14 protein-coding genes and 1 tRNA gene are annotated in these 17,463 nt (G+C 61.2%); 9 read left to right on the top strand and 6 right to left on the bottom strand.

All coding sequences use genetic code 11. From position 1 onward, the window contains the following. Positions 1-17 precede the first annotated feature (17 nt). Positions 18-2,132 (bottom strand): ATP-dependent DNA helicase RecG, encoded by a 2,115-nt coding sequence (gene recG, locus C0V97_RS10510; protein WP_127102546.1) that lies wholly within the window; start codon positions 2,130-2,132, stop codon positions 18-20. Positions 2,133-2,250: 118 nt separating this feature from the next. Between recG and mfd the strand changes: the two genes are divergently transcribed. Beyond that, positions 2,251-5,706, top strand: coding sequence for a transcription-repair coupling factor (gene mfd, locus C0V97_RS10505; RefSeq protein WP_127102545.1), 3,456 nt, complete (start codon positions 2,251-2,253; stop codon positions 5,704-5,706). A gap of 310 nt (positions 5,707-6,016) precedes the next feature. Continuing rightward, positions 6,017-6,814, top strand: coding sequence for an SDR family NAD(P)-dependent oxidoreductase (locus C0V97_RS10500; protein WP_127102602.1), 798 nt, complete (start codon positions 6,017-6,019; stop codon positions 6,812-6,814). Positions 6,815-6,854: 40 nt separating this feature from the next. Here the strand turns inward: C0V97_RS10500 and C0V97_RS10495 are convergent, their stop codons facing one another. Next, complete coding sequence (locus C0V97_RS10495; protein WP_127102544.1) at positions 6,855-7,766, bottom strand: hypothetical protein; 912 nt, start codon at positions 7,764-7,766, stop codon at positions 6,855-6,857. Positions 7,767-7,876: 110 nt separating this feature from the next. On the opposite strand from C0V97_RS10495, the gene C0V97_RS10490 reads away from it, so the two are divergent. Next, complete coding sequence (locus C0V97_RS10490) at positions 7,877-9,280, top strand: pyridoxal-dependent decarboxylase (protein ID WP_127102543.1); 1,404 nt, start codon at positions 7,877-7,879, stop codon at positions 9,278-9,280. Positions 9,281-9,336: 56 nt separating this feature from the next. Here C0V97_RS10490 and C0V97_RS10485 read toward each other — a convergent pair whose 3' ends face one another. The 3 genes from C0V97_RS10485 to C0V97_RS10475 form a co-directional block, all read right to left on the bottom strand. Beyond that, complete coding sequence (locus C0V97_RS10485; protein WP_127102542.1) at positions 9,337-11,199, bottom strand: cobaltochelatase CobT-related protein; 1,863 nt, start codon at positions 11,197-11,199, stop codon at positions 9,337-9,339. Between the two features lie 13 nt (positions 11,200-11,212). Continuing rightward, complete coding sequence (gene cobS, locus C0V97_RS10480) at positions 11,213-12,229, bottom strand: cobaltochelatase subunit CobS (protein ID WP_127102541.1); 1,017 nt, start codon at positions 12,227-12,229, stop codon at positions 11,213-11,215. Positions 12,230-12,326: 97 nt separating this feature from the next. Continuing rightward, positions 12,327-12,914: a DnaJ domain-containing protein gene (locus C0V97_RS10475; RefSeq protein ID WP_127102540.1), complete on the bottom strand. Its 588-nt coding sequence runs from the start codon at positions 12,912-12,914 to the stop codon at positions 12,327-12,329. 51 nt (positions 12,915-12,965) lie between these two features. On the opposite strand from C0V97_RS10475, the gene C0V97_RS10470 reads away from it, so the two are divergent. Continuing rightward, complete coding sequence (locus C0V97_RS10470) at positions 12,966-13,253, top strand: BolA family transcriptional regulator (protein ID WP_127102539.1); 288 nt, start codon at positions 12,966-12,968, stop codon at positions 13,251-13,253. A 14-nt stretch (positions 13,254-13,267) separates the two neighbouring features. Then, complete coding sequence (locus C0V97_RS10465; RefSeq protein WP_233582102.1) at positions 13,268-13,873, top strand: outer membrane lipoprotein carrier protein LolA; 606 nt, start codon at positions 13,268-13,270, stop codon at positions 13,871-13,873. Here C0V97_RS10465 and lipB read toward each other — a convergent pair. Beyond that, positions 13,816-14,541 carry a lipoyl(octanoyl) transferase LipB gene (lipB, locus tag C0V97_RS10460; protein ID WP_127102537.1) on the bottom strand — a complete coding sequence of 242 codons (726 nt, stop codon included), beginning with the start codon at positions 14,539-14,541 and terminating at the stop codon, positions 13,816-13,818. The two genes, C0V97_RS10465 and lipB, sit on opposite strands and share 58 nt — an antisense overlap. A 57-nt stretch (positions 14,542-14,598) precedes the next feature. On the opposite strand from lipB, the gene C0V97_RS10455 reads away from it, so the two are divergent. The 4 genes from C0V97_RS10455 to C0V97_RS10440 all read left to right on the top strand — a co-directional run bounded on the left by C0V97_RS10455 (position 14,599) and on the right by C0V97_RS10440 (position 17,452). Next, positions 14,599-14,684, top strand: a tRNA-Leu gene (locus tag C0V97_RS10455). A 289-nt stretch (positions 14,685-14,973) separates the two neighbouring features. Further along, complete coding sequence (gene galU, locus C0V97_RS10450; protein WP_127102536.1) at positions 14,974-15,849, top strand: UTP--glucose-1-phosphate uridylyltransferase GalU; 876 nt, start codon at positions 14,974-14,976, stop codon at positions 15,847-15,849. Between the two features lie 8 nt (positions 15,850-15,857). Continuing rightward, the gene (gene pgmG / locus C0V97_RS10445) at positions 15,858-17,279 is read left to right on the top strand and encodes a phosphoglucomutase/phosphomannomutase PgmG (RefSeq protein ID WP_127102535.1); all 1,422 of its coding nucleotides are present in this window, start codon (positions 15,858-15,860) and stop codon (positions 17,277-17,279) included. Further along, complete coding sequence (locus C0V97_RS10440; RefSeq protein ID WP_127102534.1) at positions 17,276-17,452, top strand: DUF3553 domain-containing protein; 177 nt, start codon at positions 17,276-17,278, stop codon at positions 17,450-17,452. The genes pgmG and C0V97_RS10440 overlap by 4 nt, the downstream gene beginning before the upstream one ends. Positions 17,453-17,463: the final 11 nt, after the last annotated feature.

Raw genomic sequence — 17,463 nt, 5'->3', positions numbered from 1 at the left:
GAACATCAAGTCAAATCCTATCCAGCCCGGTTGACGCGGGTCGTGTCATCACGGTCGAACAGCTTGAGTAATGTTCGTAAACTGGTCTTGTTCTGGGCGAGTATATGGGAATTTGAAATTAAGTCGCCCATATCGTGGTGCGCTTCTTGCAGAATGGCTTCGGCATCGACATTTTCAGTTAGGCGAAACATCGGCAGGCCCGATTGTCGATTTCCCGTGAGGTCGCCGCCTCCTCGCAACCTGAAGTCCCGATCAGCGATCAGAAATCCGTCTTCTGTTTCCCTCAGCAGGGAAAGGCGCTCCTTGCCAGTCGCGCCTGTGGCGTCGTCGTAGATCAGAAGGCAGAATGAGGCTGCTGCGCCGCGCCCCACCCGGCCGCGCAACTGATGCAGCTGGGCGAGACCGAAGCGTTCGGCATGCTCGATCACCATGACCGAGGCATTCGGAATATCCACCCCCACTTCGATGACGGTCGTTGCCACGAGAAGGCGCGTCTCACCCAGTCTGAAGCGGTCGAGTTCGGCCTGTCGCTGCGCGATTTCCTGACGCCCATGCGCCAGTCCGACGGGAACGGTCAGACGTTGTGACAGATCGGCCCAGCGCGCTTCCGCCGCAGCGACATCGAGTACCTCGCTTTCTTCCACCAAGGGGCAGACCCAGAACACCTGCGCCCCTCGTGCAAGAATGCGCGTGATCCCTCCCATTACCTCGTCCAGCGTCGAAAGCGGATGCAGCGAGGTCTGGATAGGTTTGCGGCCGGGCGGTTTCTCATTCAGGCGGCTGACGCTCAGATCGCCCCATTGTGTGAGCAGCAGCGTGCGCGGGATAGGGGTGGCGGTCATGACCAGAATATCGGTCTGGGCACCCTTGCTACCCAGGAGAGAGCGCTGCTGAACGCCAAAGCGATGCTGTTCGTCGATCACGGCGAGTGCGAGGTCATGAAAGACGACTTTTTCCTGAAACAGCGCATGGGTGCCTACAATGAGCCGCGCGGTACCATCAGCAATGGCGTCAAGTGCCAGGCGGCGCGCCTTGCCCTTGACGCTGCCTGAGAGATACACACAGGTGACGCCCGAAAGGCGGGACAGGGTTTGAAAATGCTGGCTTGCCAGAATTTCGGTGGGCGCCATGAGCGCGGCCTGAGCCCCCGCTTCCACAGCACGCAACATGGCGAGCAAGGCCACGAGCGTCTTTCCTGCGCCGACGTCTCCCTGCAACAGACGCATCATGGGCACGGGCGCTTCCATATCCGCGTCGATCTCGCCGATCGCCCTTTTCTGGGCGCCGGTCGGCTCATGGCCGAACCGCACTAGCGCAGCCGCTCTCAGGGAATTATCGCCTCTCAGGCTGCGTCCTTGCTGGGCGCGTGCCTCCTGACGGGCAAGCGCCAGAGAAAGCTGGTCGGCAAGACACTCATCATAGGCGAGACGCTCCCGAGCCATGAGCACGAGACGGGACCAGTCTCTGGCTGTGCCGGCAGGGTCATGCGCGATCGGGGGGCGGTGCAGGATCTCGAGCGCTGCGGCGAACCCCGGCCAGTCGTGGCGCGCAAGCCGATCGGGCGGGATCCATTCTGCCAGAGGCGGCAGCAGGTCGAGCGCCCTATGCATGGCGCGGCGCATGATGGAGGGGAAGAGCCCCGCCGTCAGGGGCCAGACCGGATCGATTGCCGGAATGGTGTCGCGGCGCGCCCAACCCACCATGTAATCCGGATGGGGCATGGTAAGGCTCAGGCCGTAGCGTTCCAGCTTCCCCGAAACCGCGAGTTCATCTCCTGCCCCGACCGAGCGGATAAAGGCCTGATGAAAGAACAGGATCTCGACATCGTCGCTGTCATCCGTCGCGCGTATCCGGAAGGGCTGCCGGGGGCGGGACGGCGCTGCGATATCGAGCACGCGCAGCCGTGCTGTGAGGGTCGCGCCGGGCATAAGCCGCGTTCGGGCCTCGGCCAGTGTCATGAAGCTGCGTCTGTCGGTGTAACTGCTCGGCAGGGTGAACAGGAGATCCATCACGCGCGGGCCGCAGGCAACCTTGCGCAGGAGATCGGCGTAACGGGGGCCGATGCCGGACAGAGTGCCGAGCGGCGCGAGCAGGGGTGAAATCCGGTCGATTTCTGGGGACATGGCCTTCATGGAACATGGGCTGACAGCGGGAATTTGACAGGCTATAGGATAGAACCGTCATGGAACAAAACGAAACCATCGCCTGGCAGCCTGACTGCATCGTGGCGCGCGTGCTTTGGATTTCTGGATGACCGATACCCCCAGCTGGCCGACCGTTTGGGGCGTGCCGGAAGCCTATACCGCTTTTCTGCTGCGCCGCCGTCTGGGTGAGCATGATGGCCCTCTGATCCATGTGGCGCGCGACGATGCCGCTGTCGCTGCCCTTGCCGACATGCTGGCCTATGTCGAGCCTGACGTGCACGTGTTGCGCTTTCCCGCCTGGGATTGCCTGCCCTATGACCGCGTATCGCCTAACCCGGCGATCACGGCGGAACGGGCTGCGACTCTGACACGGCTGCTCGAGCCTGCGGGCAAGATACGGCGGATCGTGCTCACCACGGTTCATGCGCTCGTCCAGCGCGTCCCGCCGCGCGATGCGTTCCGTAACCAGGCCATCGCGGTCAAGAAGGGCGAGAGCCTGGATCAGGCGATGCTGATCGAGCTTCTGGTCGCGAGCGGCTATACCCGTACCGATACGGTGATGGAGGCAGGGGAATTTGCCACGCGTGGCGGGATTTTCGATCTGTTCCCCGCGGGAGAGAGCGAGCCGATCCGCCTCGATCTGTTTGGCGATGAGGTGGATAATATCCGTCGCTTCGATGTGTCGAGCCAGCGCTCTACCGAGACGCTCGCAGCCTTCAAGCTGCGCCCGGTTTCGGAATATGCGCTCAGCCCCGATGCCATCAGTCGCTTTCGGTCCGCATGGCGGGACCTGTTCGGGCCGTCTTCGGCGTCGGATGTGCTCTACGAGAATGTCTCGGAGGGGCGTCGTTTCCCGGGGCTCGAACACTATATCCCGCTTTTTCACGAGCACATGGACACGCTGGTCGATTATCTGCCTGATGCGTCGATCAGCATGGACCATCAGGTGCCCGATATCCTTGCGGCGAGGCTGGAGATGGTCGCGGACCATTTCGAGGCGCGCAAGGCGCCTGCCCGTGAGGGAGAAGCCATCTACCGTCCTCTGCCGTCACATCTGCTGTATCTCAACCGCACGGGCTGGGAAGCCATGCTGGCGCGCGTACCCTGTCTCGCGCTCAACCCCTTCGCCAAGCCGGACATGGCCGAAGGGATCGATGCCGGTGGACGTCCCGGGCCAATCTTCGTGCGCGGCAAGGATGGCACGCGCGAGGGCGCATTCGAGGCGCTTCGTACCCAGCTCGAGGGATGGGAGAAGGCCGGACGGCGCTGCTACGTCACGGCCTGGACCAAAGGCTCGCGCGAGCGCATCGCATCGCTGCTCAAGGAGCACAAATTCACTACCGAATCCCATGATAGCTGGGCGAGTGCGGCCGGCATCGCGCCGGGCACGATCGGGCTTGTCCTGCTCGGGCTCGAACGTGGCTTCGTGGCCGAACGCATGGCCTTCATTTCCGAGCAGGACCTGCTGGGTGAGCGTATAGCCCGGCCGCCGCGCCGCAAGCGAAGGGCTGAACAGTTCATCACCGAGGCCTCGGAGATTGCCGAGGGGGATCTCGTCGTTCATGCCGATTACGGAATCGGACGGTACGAGGGGCTCGAGACGGTCAGCGATGGCGTCGCGCCCCATGACTGCCTGAGGCTGCTTTATGACGGGGCGCAGAAGCTCTTCCTGCCCGTCGAGAACATCGAATTGCTGAGCCGCTTTGGCTCCGAACAGGGCGGAGTCGCGCTGGACAAGCTGGGCGGTCAGGCCTGGCAGGCCCGCAAGGCCAAGATGAAGGAGCGTATCCGCGACATGGCGGGCGAGCTGATCCGCACGGCTGCGGGTCGCGCCATGAAGGAAGCGCCTTCTCTCATGCCCGCTGAAGGAATGTGGGATGAGTTCTGCGCCCGCTTCCCCTTTGTGGAAACCGAAGACCAGTCCCGCGCGATTGCCGACGTGCTGGAAGATCTGACCTCCGGCCGTCCCATGGACCGCCTCGTTTGCGGCGATGTAGGTTTCGGCAAGACCGAGGTGGCGTTGCGTGCGGCTTTTGTTGCTGCGCTTTCGGGCGTGCAGGTGGCCGTCGTGGTTCCCACCACGCTTCTGGCGCGTCAGCATTTTCGTAGCTTCTCGACCAGGTTCGAGGGCTTTCCTGTGCGCATCGCGCAGCTTTCACGCCTCGTGACGGCGAAGGAGGCCGCTGAGACGCGTCGTGCCCTGGAGGAGGGCCAGGTTGATATCGTGGTTGGAACCCACGCTTTGATCGCCAAATCGATCAATTTCGCGAATCTGGGTTTGCTGATCATCGATGAGGAGCAGCATTTCGGTGTGGCGCACAAGGAGCGCCTCAAGACCATGCGCGAGGATGTGCATGTGCTCACGCTCTCGGCCACGCCGCTGCCGCGAACCTTGCAACTCTCGCTGACCGGCGTGCGCGAAATGAGTCTGATCGCCACGCCGCCGACCGACAGGCTCGCGGTACGGACCTTCATCACGCCTTTTGACAGTGTGATGATTCGTGAAGCCATCCAGCGTGAGCGGTTCCGCGGCGGTCAGGTCTTCTGCGTCGTCCCGCGCATCGAGGATATGGACCGCATGGCGGATCGTCTGCGCGATATCGTGCCCGATGCGAAGACCGTCCAGGCACATGGTCGCCTGACCCCGGCTGAGCTCGAGCGCGTCATGACCGAGTTCTCTGACGGGCGTTACGATATCCTGCTTTCTACCAATATCGTGGAGAGTGGGCTCGATATGCCCGCGGTGAATACGCTCATCATCCATCGGGCCGACATGTTCGGGCTGGGGCAGCTCTACCAGCTTCGCGGGCGCGTTGGTCGCGGCAAGCAGCGTGGTTACGCCTACCTGACCTGGCCGCAGAGCCATCGCCTGTCCCCCGCATCTGAGAAGCGTCTTGAGATCATGCAGACGCTCGATACGCTTGGTGCGGGATTTACTCTTGCCTCGCACGATCTCGATCTGCGTGGGGCTGGCAATTTGCTGGGTGATGAACAGTCCGGGCATATCAAGGAGGTCGGGATCGAGCTCTACCAGCAGATGCTCGAAGACGCCGTGACCACGATGCGCCTGCAGAAGGACCAGAAGCGGGCGGAGGACAAGGACTGGACGCCGAACATCATTCTCGGACTGCCAGTGCTCATCCCCGAAGCCTATGTGCGCGATCTTCCCGTCCGTCTGGGTCTCTATCGACGGATTGCGGGTCTGGAAGGAGAGGCCGAACTAGAGGCCATTCGCGCTGAACTGGTTGATCGTTTCGGTTCTCTGCCGCAGGAGGTCGAAAACCTGCTTGATGTCGTTGTCATCAAGCGTCTTTGTTCTGCTGCTGGGGTCGATCGCCTCGAAGCGGGTCCCAAGGGCATGGTCATTCAGTTTCGCAACCGCAAATTCCGCAATCCCATGGGGCTGTTGAAATGGGTGGAACGTCACAAGGATCAGGGCGTCAAGCTGCGCCCCGATCAGAAACTGGCGGTCGTGCGTGAAATGACGAACGCCCAGAGAATCACGATGGCCCGCAAGGTCATGGGGGCGCTCAAAAAATTGGCGGAGAAGGCGGATAGCTAGAGCGCGGAGCGCTGTCCTGTCCCCTTAAAAGGGGCGGCCCTTCTCAAGGGAGCATGAGGCGTCTCTCGTTGAACAAGTTGCGTACACCATTAAAGGCGATCCAGAAATGCCTTGCGGTAGTCTTTGAGATGGGCCTCCTTTTCAACCGTATTGGCCGGCGTCATCAGAGGGCGACCTTCCTTTGGTGAGAAAGGGGCAATGCCCCATCTGCGTAGCCTCTCACGATCTGCTACCCCGCCTCATGTGCAAATTTGGGAAACTTCCTTCGGATTAGTTTGTTCGATTCATATCGAATGAATGGAGGCGGATGATGCTTGCACTGGATCTTTCAGGAAAGAAGGCGCTCGTCACGGGATCGACAGGCGGAATCGGGCTGGCGATCGCTACGCGGCTGGCGGAAGCGGGCGCCCATGTAATCGTCAATGGCCGTGGGGAGGAACGCACCTCGGCGGCGATCGAGACGATCAGAAAAGGGATACCCCAGGCTAGTCTGACGGGGTTCGCTGGCGATGTTGCCAAGCCCAAGATCATTGCGACGCTGGTTGAGAGCCACCCAGACATCGATGTGCTGGTCAATAATCTCGGCATTTTCGAAGAGGTGCCGTTCGGTGAGATCAGCGATGAGGAATGGCTTCGTTTTTTCGAGATCAATGTGATGAGCGGGGTGCGGCTTTCGCGCGCCTATCTGCCAGGAATGGTGGAACGTAAGAATGGGCGTATCGTGTTCATTTCCAGCGAGTCGGGTCTGAATATCCCGGCGGAGATGATCCATTACGGGTTCAGCAAGGCTGCACAGATCGCTATCGCGCGCGGTCTTGCGGAGAGCGTGGCCGGCAGCGGCGTGACGATCAACAGCGTATTACCGGGACCAACGCGGACCGAGGGCGTGATGAGCATGATCGAGAAAGCAGCTGGGAAGTCGGGTCGTTCTCCGCAGGAAGTAGAGGCCAGCTTCCTGAAGGAGAACCGCCCGACCACGCTGATCAACCGACTGGCTGATCCTGAGGAGGTGGCGAACATGGTCGCTTATGTGTGCTCACCTCTCGCCTCTGCGACGTCAGGAGCGGCGCTCCGTGTCGAGGGCGGGCTCCTGCGTCATCCTGGATAATCGTTTCTCAGGGCGCCCTACGGGGTGTCCTGACTTCCGCTCAGTTGACCGGAATAGGGATGGAATTGACCTTGAGGATCCCGTTGGAGAGCGTCAGATCCCAAGTTACCTTGTTCCCGTCACGATGCCCCATGAACTGCGCCACCGAGAGGGCGGTACTGACTCCAGTCGGCAGGACAGGCCGGATGACGGCAAGCAGGTCGTTGAGATCGGTGATTGTCAGGTGAAGCTCGCCCGAGCTTGAGTTCGCGGCATGACCCGGAGCGACCCAGCCATTGCCATCCAGTCTGCCCTTCGCCCAAATTCCCTGAAGAGACGAAATCGTGATGCGCCCGGTAGGCGATTTGGTGTCGTCGAGCATCTGCTCGGGGATCGTCAGTGTCGTGCGCACGCTGCCTGGCAGGGCCGAGCCGCCAGGCGAGGTCAGCCCGTTCACGGAGAAAACGATGTCGATACTTCCTGGCGCCTGACCGGATCGCAGCGTGGCGGTAATCTGATCCGCAGTGTAACGGGAGTCTCCCTCGGACAGGCCGATCTGATGCCAGACGAGCTCCGCAACAGCGCCCTGATGCAGGGCTTCACGCAGATTTTTCAGTGCGGGGCGCCCATCGACGCCACGGCACCCGGCAGGGTTGCCGTTATGGACGAGCTTGAGCAGCCCGAAGGAGATCAGGGCGTTCGCGTCACGCAGATTGGGCAGGGTGAGATGGCCCTGTCGATCCTGAACTGAAACCTGCCCTACTGTCAGATGGGCGCTGTTGCCCGAAAGCGTGGCCCCGTATCCCGTCATCGCAAGGCTGGCCGAGCCCATGGTGCGTGACGCGGCAGAGACGCTCATGCAGGCGGCGGGGATAGCATCGGCGCGTGCCTGACCCGACAGGGTACCGAGGGCGATCATACCGATAAGAGAGGCGGCAGCTATTTTCATATGGGGGAGGATGGGGCTCTTCATACCGGCACACAACCGGAATTTTGCGGCAGGAGTTGGGCGCGCCGCCTCTAGCCCGCTATGAGAGAGGCAAGGCCGGTCAGGCCGGTTCATGGCGCAGGGGAGTGTTGGCGATGAGTGGGCTCGATCCGAAAGACTGGACGGCGCTGCGCGCCTTGTCGCATCGCATGCTGGATGATGTATTCGATCGTGCCGAGCATATGGGGGAGGGGCCGGTCTGGCAGCCCATGCCTCAGGAGGCACGCGACGCGTTCCGCCACGACCTGCCGCAGGAGGGTGAGGCGGCCGAGGTGCTCTACTCCCGGTTTCTGGGGCAGATACGCCCTTATTCGAATGGCAACACCCATCCCGGTTTCATGGGGTGGGTCCAGGGCGCGGGTACGCCCATCGGCATACTGGCCGAATTGCTGGCGGCAAGCCTCAACGATAATTGCGGCGGGCGGGATCATGCGGCCATCGAGGTCGAACGTCAGGTGATCCGCTGGGCGGCTGAAATGGTGGGGATGCCGGTCGATTCCTCCGGCTGTCTGGTCACAGGCTCGTCACTGGCCAATTTCATCGGGATCATTACAGCCAGCCGTGCGGCTGATCCCGGATTACGGGCAGGTGGGGTAGGGCACCGCAAGCTGGTTGGCTATGCCGCCGAGACCGCCCATGGCTGCGTGAGCCGCGCCTTTGATCTGGCCGGGCTCGGGAGCGATGCGCTGCGTCTGATTCCTGTCGACGAGCTTTATCGCATGGACAGGGCAGCCCTCGCGGCGCGCATCCAGCAGGACCGGCAGGCAGGGTATGCCCCTTTCATCATCGTGGGCACGGCCGGCAGCGTGGATTGTGGCGCGGTTGATCCGCTCGATGAACTGGCCGCCATCGCCCGGGCAGAGAATTGCTGGTTTCATGTCGATGGTGCGTTCGGCGCCTTCGCAAGGCTCTCCCCTGAGCATGCGATCATGCTGGACGGAATTGAGCAGGCGGATAGCCTTGCCCTCGATTTCCACAAATGGGGGCAGGCGCCCTACGACGCGGGGTGTGTCCTTGTGCGTGACCGGGCGCTCCATGCCCAGGCCTTCGCGCAATCGCTCAGCTATCTGACGCGCGCTGACCGAGGGCTGGCGGGTAACGCGCCTTGGCCCTGCGATTTCGGACCTGATCTTTCGCGTGGATTTCGGGCGCTCAAGGTCTGGATGACTATTGCCCATTATGGCGCTCGCCGCTTGGGGGAGATGGTGGCGGAATGCTGCGCCGTGGCCCGGTATCTGGCAGAGCGCGTGGAGGCAGATGCACGCTATCTGCTCATGGCGCCGGTAGCCCTCAATATCGTCTGTTTCACTCTGGCTGATCGCGATGATAAGGCGATCGATGACTTGGTGAAGGATCTGCATGAGAGTGGCGTTGCGGCTCCCTCGACCACGCGTATCCAAGGGCGACTGGTCATCAGAGCCGCTATCGTCAATCATCGTACAACACGGGAGACTATCGACGCCATGCTCTCGAAAATCGAGAGACTTGCCGGGATCTGACGTCTCCTCACCGGCCTTCAGGGGCCGGTGGGCGCGGTTCGATTCAGGAAAGCCTCTCAGCGGGCGACAAAGAGATCCGAAAGTTGTTTGATCATGGTGCCGCCAAGTTCTTCCGCATTCGTGAGCGTGACCGAATTGCGGTAATAGCGCGTCACGTCATGACCGATCCCGATAGCGAGGAGTTCGGTTTCGGGTGAGGCTTCGATGCGGGCAATGACCGAGCGCAGATGATCTTCCAGATACGAACTCGGATTCGTCGAGAACGTGCTGTCATCCACGGGTGCACCGTCTGATATCACCATCAGGATGCGCCGGTGTTCAGGGCGGCGGCGTAGGCGTTTCCAGGCCCAGACAAGGGCTTCGCCGTCGATATTTTCCTTGAGGAGCCCCTCGCGCAGCATCAGCCCGAGATTATTGCGTGCCCGTCTCAGCGGGGTGTCGGCGTCCTTGTAGATGATATGGCGCAAATCATTCAGACGTCCCGGATCGGGCGGGCGTCCGGCCGCAACCCAGCGTTCGCGGCTCTGGCCGCCTTTCCATGCGCGCGTTGTAAAGCCGAGCACCTCGGTTTTGACGCCACAACGCTCCAGCGTACGGGCGAGGATATCGCCGCACATGGCGGCCACTGAGATCGGTCTCCCGCGCATCGAGCCCGAATTATCGATCAGCAGCGTCACCACGGTGTCGCGGAATTCGGCCTGACGCTCGACCTTGTACGACAGGGACAAGGTCGGATTGGCCACCACGCGGGCAAGCCTTGCCGCGTCGAGAATGCCTTCTTCCTGATCGAAGGCCCAGGAGCGCTGTTGCTGCGCCATGAGCTTGCGTTGCAGGCGATGAGCAAGGCGCGAAACGACACCCTGCAGGCTACTCAGCTGCTGATCGAGTTGCTGACGCAGGCGAGCAAGTTCATCGGGATCGCAAAGATTCGCGGCATCGGCTTCCTCGTCGAAGGCCGTGGTGAAGACTTTATACGCCGGGAGGGCAGAGGCGCCCTCGCTTTCCTTGCCCTCGTCGTCTTCGAGGGTTCCTGCGGGCTGCTCAGCGCCTTCATCCTGGAGCTCGGAGTCGCTCGCCTCGCGGCTGTCAGGCTGCTCGGTCGGCTCGGGCTGAAAGCCGTGTGTCTCGCTGTCGTCCTGATCCTGGGGGGAGGGCTCGTCATCCGGCTGGTCCGACTCGGTCTGACTGTCATCATCCTCGTCCGGATCATCCGCCTCGCTCTGATCTTCCTGTTCGGGCTCCTCGGTCAAATCGAACGCCTTGAAGAGCCCCGAACAGGCCTCGGCAAAGCGCGTCTGATCCATTTGCGCCGAGGCCAGACGCGCAAGGGCGTTCTGAGCTTCGGGGGAAAGCGTGTCGCGCCACGATTTAAGGGCGGGGCCAGCCTGGTTTGGTGATTTCTCACCCGAGAGGGCCTCGCGCACCAGGAGGGGTAGAGCAACAGTCGCGGGCATGTCGTCACGCGCGCTCATGCGGCCGTAGCCGCCTTCATTGCAGTCGAGTGCGAGTTTCTGCCTCAGATTGGCCTGAACCCCCGCCATATGACGCGCGCCGAAAACCTCGCAACGCACCTGCTCCAATGCGTCGTAGAGCGGTCGCGTTTCGGCACTGTCGGCGTTGGCGGGCAGGGGAGAGAGCGTCGCGTCATGATGCTTGAGACGCAGGGCAGCCGCATCGGCCGCGCCGCGCACCCGTGTCATCTCCTGCGGGGTCAGCGCACGCGAGACGTAGGGAAGCTGGATACCACTGCCGGATTTGGCAGCCGCAGAAGCTGCGAAGCTGATTTCCGTCTCGGGTTCGCCGGACATGGCACGCAGGGCAGCAGTCGTTGCGCGACGAAAGGCATCCGTGCGTTCGCTGCCCGGAAGAGCCAGATCGGTCGTGCTCCTGTCAGGGGTCTTTGCTCTGGGAGAGGCCATGAGCGCGCGCCTGTCAGCTGTTCAACGGTGAGTGATTGAAACAGCGCTGATAATATTCGGCCACGATTCCGCGCTCGGCCTCGTCGCATTTATTGAGAAACGTCAGGCGAAAGGCGAAAGCCAGATCACCGAAGATGCGCTCGTTCTCGGCCCAGGTAATCACCGCGCGCGGTGACATGACGGTTGAGATATCACCTGCCATGAACCCGGCGCGCGTCAGGTTGGCCAGCGCGACCATGCTCTCGAGGCGCTTGGTCACGGTGGCGTCGTCGTTTAGGCCGAGCTTGGCACGGACAATCCCCACTTCCTGCTCGAGGGGCAGATAATTGAGCGATGCCACGATGTTCCAGCGATCCATCTGGCCCTGATTGATCTGCTGGGTACCGTGATACAGCCCGGTCGTGTCGCCCAGCCCCACGGTATTCGCCGTGGCAAAAAGGCGGAATCCGGCATGAGGGCGAATCACGCGGTTCTGGTCGAGCAGGGTCAAATGCCCTTCGGCCTCGAGTACGCGCTGGATCACGAACATCACATCCGGGCGCCCCGCATCATATTCGTCAAAAATGAGCGCCACAGGGTGCTGCAGGCACCAGGGCAGGAGCCCTTCGCGGAACTCGGTGATCTGCTTGCCGTCGCGCAGCACGATGGCATCCTTGCCGATCAGATCGATGCGCGAAATGTGGCTGTCGAGATTGATGCGCACGGTGGGCCAGTTCAGCCGTGCCGCAATCTGCTCGATATGCGAGGATTTGCCAGTCCCATGAAAGCCCTGCACCATGACACGGCGATTATTGGCAAACCCGGCAAGTATGGCGCGCGTGGTATCGCAATCGAACTGATAGCTCGGGTCGATATCGGGGACATGTTCTGTGCGTATCGAGAAAGCTGGCACCTCCATGTCGCAATCGATTCCGAAAACGTCACGTGCAGAGACGATCCGGTCCGGCGCGCCGAGGACATGGGTCGGCACCGCGTTCTGTTCGGCAGTGACAACCGTTTCCGGTGCGTCGATGGAGGCGAGATCGCTCATGGTTTCAATCCGTCTTTCACTCAATCATGTCAGGTTCCGGCCAAGGATATGGTCATGTTTCCTCCCATGGCCAGAGGGAAACGCGCATTTATCGGGTCTAGAGACTGACCAGATGGGCGCGAATCGCACTATAGGCGACGCTTACTGTCTTGAAGCGGTCCTCGGCGGCGGGATCGCCCGAATTGGCATCAGGATGATGCTTGCGGGCCAGTTCCTTGTACCGGATCTTGAGGGCATCCACAGTCACAGGCCAGTCCAGCGCGAGGGCGCGCAGATGGTCGCGCAGGGCAGGGGGCGCAGAGTCGCGACCCGGATTGTGACGTTGCTTCGCGGCCTGTGCGCGTCGCGCGCGCGTGGATGAGAGGATATCGAGCGGGTCCAGCACTTCCTCTTCGTCGAAATTCTGGCCGCCACGTGTGCCGAGCTTCCAGGAGGGGCGTTGCCATGAGATGTCGGCGCGAAGTTGGGCTTCAATCTGACCGGGCGTCATGCCCTTATAGAAATCCCAGCGCGCGTTGTATTGCCGCACATGTTCGAGACAGAACCAGAAATACTGTCTGAGTTGCGTACGGTCCTTGGGCGCACGATATCCGGCATGTTCGGTGCAGCCGGGCATGTCGCAATAGCGCTCGGGCGCGTCGGGATCCGGGTCGAATGCCCTATGTCTGGTGGATTTGCGCTGCATGATCGGGTTTATGTGCGTCCTAAGAGACGCCGATGCAAGAAGGGAGTGCTCATGACTGAACTGAAGGAACGCGCGGCCAGAATGAAGCTGCGGCTTGACGAGGCGCTGCAGCCCGAAGCCCTGACCATTCGTGATGACAGTAAGCGTCATGCCAAGCATGCGGCGCGCAATGGCATTGAGGGGGATGAAACCCATTTCACACTGACGATCGTCAGCGCGCGCTTCGATGGCATGAACCGGGTAGCCCGGCATCGACTGGTCAATGATCTGCTGAAGCCGGAATTCGATACCGGACTGCATGCACTTTCGCTCACGCTCTCCACACCGGGTGGGGCATGAAAGGGCAGGCCCTCGTGCAGTCTTCCCGCAGAGGGGCAGCGCCCCGACGTCTTGTGCTTGTCGCGCTATGCGGCCTACTCTCAGGCTGCGCGGTAAGGGGGCTGGACGGGCTCTCTCCTGAGCAGAAAAGCGCGGCTCATCGCGTCGAGGCTTATCTGAACCGTCCGGTGATGTTGCAGGGCAATTTCACCCAGGTCGGTCCGCGCGACAATGGAGGCGCGGGGCGCTTCACCTATCAGCCAGGCGCGCTGGCCCTCGACTATCTTTCACCTCACCCCATGACCTTGCGGGCGAGCGGCGCTCATCTGGTGCTCGACGACTCGCAAACTGGCGCCGTGACCCGGCTCAGCCTGTCGCGTAACCCGCTTGGCCTGCTCCTTCACGTGCCTGTGCGCTTTGGCGGCTCGATAAGGGTCACCGATATGCGTCGTGTGCCAGGCGCCAGCCAGATTTCTCTGGCCGAGGCCGATAATCCCTCGCAAGGGCTGCTCACCCTGCGCTTCATCGACCACGACCGGACTCTCGTTCTCTCGACGCTCGATGGGGTGGACGCACGGGGCAATCACATCGTGCTGTCGCTCGCCGATGTAAGTGAGACTGGCGTCTCCCCGAAAAACTGAGCCCAGGTCGACAGAAGGGCGTGATCGAGAGCGTCCATTGAGAGGTCGGGGTTGAACCGCCTGATGCTGGTCACCCCGTATTCCCTGATCCCGCAGGGGATGATCCCCTCAAAATCGGCGAGATCCGGGTCCAGATTGATCGCTATCCCATGCCAGGATACCCAGCGACTGAGCCTGATCCCCAGAGCGGCGATCTTGGTTTCCTGACCCGTTATCGGGTCATCGACCCAGACACCGATTCGACCGCATTCGGCCCGCCCCTTGATGCCGAGCATTGAGAGACTGGCGATGATCCATCTCTCCAGGCTTTGAACGAAGGCACGCAGATCACGCGGCGGGGTCGGCCCGTGGGCGCGCTGCAGATCAAGCATCACATAAACGATGCGTTGCCCTGGGCCATGATAGGTCCATTGGCCGCCCCGCCCAGCGTCATAGGTTGGCAGGTTTTCCGGGTTGATCAGATCGTCAGCCTTGGCCGAGGTGCCCGCGGTATAAAGACGCGGATGTTCCAGAAACCAGAGCAACTCTTCTGCTTTGCCAGATCGGATCGCCGCTGCCCTTTCCTGCATGGCGGTCAGTGCATGGTCATAGGAAACGAGGTCTTTCTCTCGTTTCCAGGATATTTTCTTAAAAATCGCCTTTTCCGCGATTGCCTGCTCATCACTCATCGGCTATAGCCCCCTTCACACGAGCGGTATCGCCCAGAGCGGGCCGCTTGTCACGATGCGGTCGTGGCGGAATGGTAGACGCGCAAGCTTGAGGTGCTTGTGGGGGCAACCCCGTGGAAGTTCGAGTCTTCTCGACCGCACCATCGGAACTGGATGCACCCCCTTCGGGGGGTGCCAGTTCATCCCCGGTTCGACCGGCTCCCCCAAAAATACGCAAAATGAAATGAACTTTCGTTAACGGTCAGTCTTGTTAACGCATGACGATTCATGTTTTTTTCACCTCTGCCATCACTTTGTCGAAGTCTTGTTGCTAGAGAGTGGTTGCGAGACAGTCGTCGTGTAAGTTGGCACGCGGTTGAAGGGTAAAGGCAAGATCAAATCCCCCTTCGGTCGCTGTTCCATACTCCTACAAAGATCTAAAGGTCGGATAACGTGATCAAGCCGCTCAGAAAAGCAGTACTCCCCGTTGCGGGTATGGGAACGCGCTTTCTTCCTGCAACCAAGGCCATGCCGAAGGAAATGCTGCCGGTCGTGGACCGCCCGCTGATCCAGTATGCGATCGATGAAGCGCGCAAGGCCGGTATCGATCAGTTCTGCCTGATTACCGGCCGTGGCAAGGACAGCCTGATCGATTATTTCGACGTTGCCTTCGAACTGGAGACGACCCTTCGCGAGCGCGGCAAGAATGCTCTGCTGGAAACGCTGCAGCCGAGCTCGATCGAGGCGGGTTCGCTTGCAGCGGTCCGTCAGCAGGAGCCTCTTGGGCTTGGCCACGCCATCTGGTGTGCGCGCTCCTTCATCGGTGACGATCCGTTCGCCATTCTCCTCCCTGATGACATCGTTCAGGGTGAGAAGGGCTGCGTGGCCCAACTGGTCGAGGTATACAATCAGACCGGCGGCAACGTGGTTGCCGTGTCCGAGGTCCCCAAGGAACACACGAACCGCTACGGCATTCTCGATGTCGGCAAGGATGACGGCAAGCTGGTCGAGGTCAAGGGGCTGGTTGAGAAGCCCAATCCCGAGGATGCTCCCTCCAATCTGTCGATCATCGGCCGCTATGTCCTTCTGCCCGAGATCATGACGCATCTTTCCAAGCTGGAGCGCGGCGCAGGCGGCGAAGTGCAGCTCACCGACGCCATGGCGAAGATGATCGGCCATGCGCCGTTCCATGGGCTGCGCTATGAGGGCACGCGCTATGATTGCGGTGACAAGGCCGGGTATCTGGAGGCGCAGATTGCCTTCGCGCTCGAGCGGCCTGATCTGCGTGAAGCCATGCGTGGGTTCATCAAGAAATACGCCAATGCCTGATGGACTTTATGTTCCGGCATGAGTTCCACCCGACGATCCTGCGAGAATACGATATTCGCGGGATTGTCGGTACGACGCTTTTCGATAACGACGCCCAGGCCCTGGGCGTCGTTTTTGCGTTGATCCTGCGGGAGAATGGCGCCCAGGACGTTGTGGTCGGTCACGATGGCCGCACCTCCTCTCCCGCACTGGAGCGCGCTCTGATTAATGGGCTCATCAGCGGGGGAATGCGCGTGCAGCGCATCGGATGTTGCCCCACCCCCATGCTCTATCACGCATCCCATGAGATGGGGGCTTCGGGCGCGATCATGGTAACGGGCAGCCATAACCCTGTGGGTTATAACGGCTTCAAGCTCATGCTGCGCAACCAACCCTTCTACGGTGAGGCCTTGCGGCAGGTGGCAACGCTTCTGGGTCGGGGAGTGGTTCAGACGGCAGAGCTTGGCAGCCTGGCCAATATCGAATCGCTCGACAGCTACTGTCGCGCCCTTCTTTCAGCCTTGCGTGCAAAGGGACGCCCACTGCGTGTGGTGTGGGATAATGCGAATAGCTCCGCAGGCAGAGTGCTCGAGGCTCTGGTCGCGCGCCTGCCGGGAACACATGTCATTCTCAACGCGGAGATAGATGGCAATTTTCCGGCCCACCATCCGGACCCGACCTTGCCGGAGAACATGGTGCAACTGCGCGACGCAGTGCTTCACCATCGCGCAGATATCGGGTTCGGTTTTGACGGCGATGCCGACCGCATGGGCGTTATCGACGAGCAGGGCAGGATTATCCCTGCGGACATGCTGAGTCTGATCTTGGCGCAGGCGATCCTAGAAGAACGGCCCGGGGCCAGGATTCTTGGCGACGTCAAGATGTCACAGGTTCTTTTCGACGGTATCGTCGCGGCTGGTGGAAAAGCGGCTCTTTGTCCGAGTGGGCACTCCGAGGTGAAGAACGCCATGCGCGAAACGGGGGCCGTCTTCGCCGGTGAAATGTCGGGTCACTTCTTCTTCGCCGATCGCTGGCCCGGCTTCGACGACGGGCTCTACGCCGCCATGCGGATGATCGACTTCCTGGCACATCAGTCCCGCCCTGTTTCGGTGCTGCATGAAGCGCTACCGCGCGCTGTCGCCACGCCCGAGATCAGATTCGCGTGCCCTGATCACCGCAAATTTCAGGTGATCGACGCCGTGATCGCGCGATGCAGGGCGGCAGGGATGGAGATGACGCTGATCGATGGCATGAGGGTGCGTGAAAAGGGGGGCTGGTGGCTGCTCAGGGCCTCCAACACCCAGCCAGCCCTTGTTGCGCGCGCTGAGGGACAGGATGAAACGGTCTGCGCGGCGCTTCTGGCACGGGTCGATGAAATGCTTGCGAGGGTCGGGATCGAGAGGCCGAAAAACAACGATGCTGACGCGGCAGATGCGAGGCACGGCGCATGAAGCACGACGTAAGTTTCTTCGAGCCCGGTCAGTTCGTTTCCCATCCGCATTGCCCTGACTGGGGTATTGGTCAAATTCAGAGCGTTACGGGTCACCGTGTCACGGTCAATTTCGAGAATCAGGGAAAGGTCCTGATCAATACGATGCTCGTCGATCTTGTGGTGATCGAGTGATCGCTCCGCGA

Origin of the sequence: Asaia sp. W19 (genome assembly GCF_003994335.1) — a bacterium.
GTDB lineage: Bacteria > Pseudomonadota > Alphaproteobacteria > Acetobacterales > Acetobacteraceae > Asaia.
Note: the sequence above shows the minus strand (reverse complement) of the source record. Positions and strands in the feature narration are given on the sequence as shown.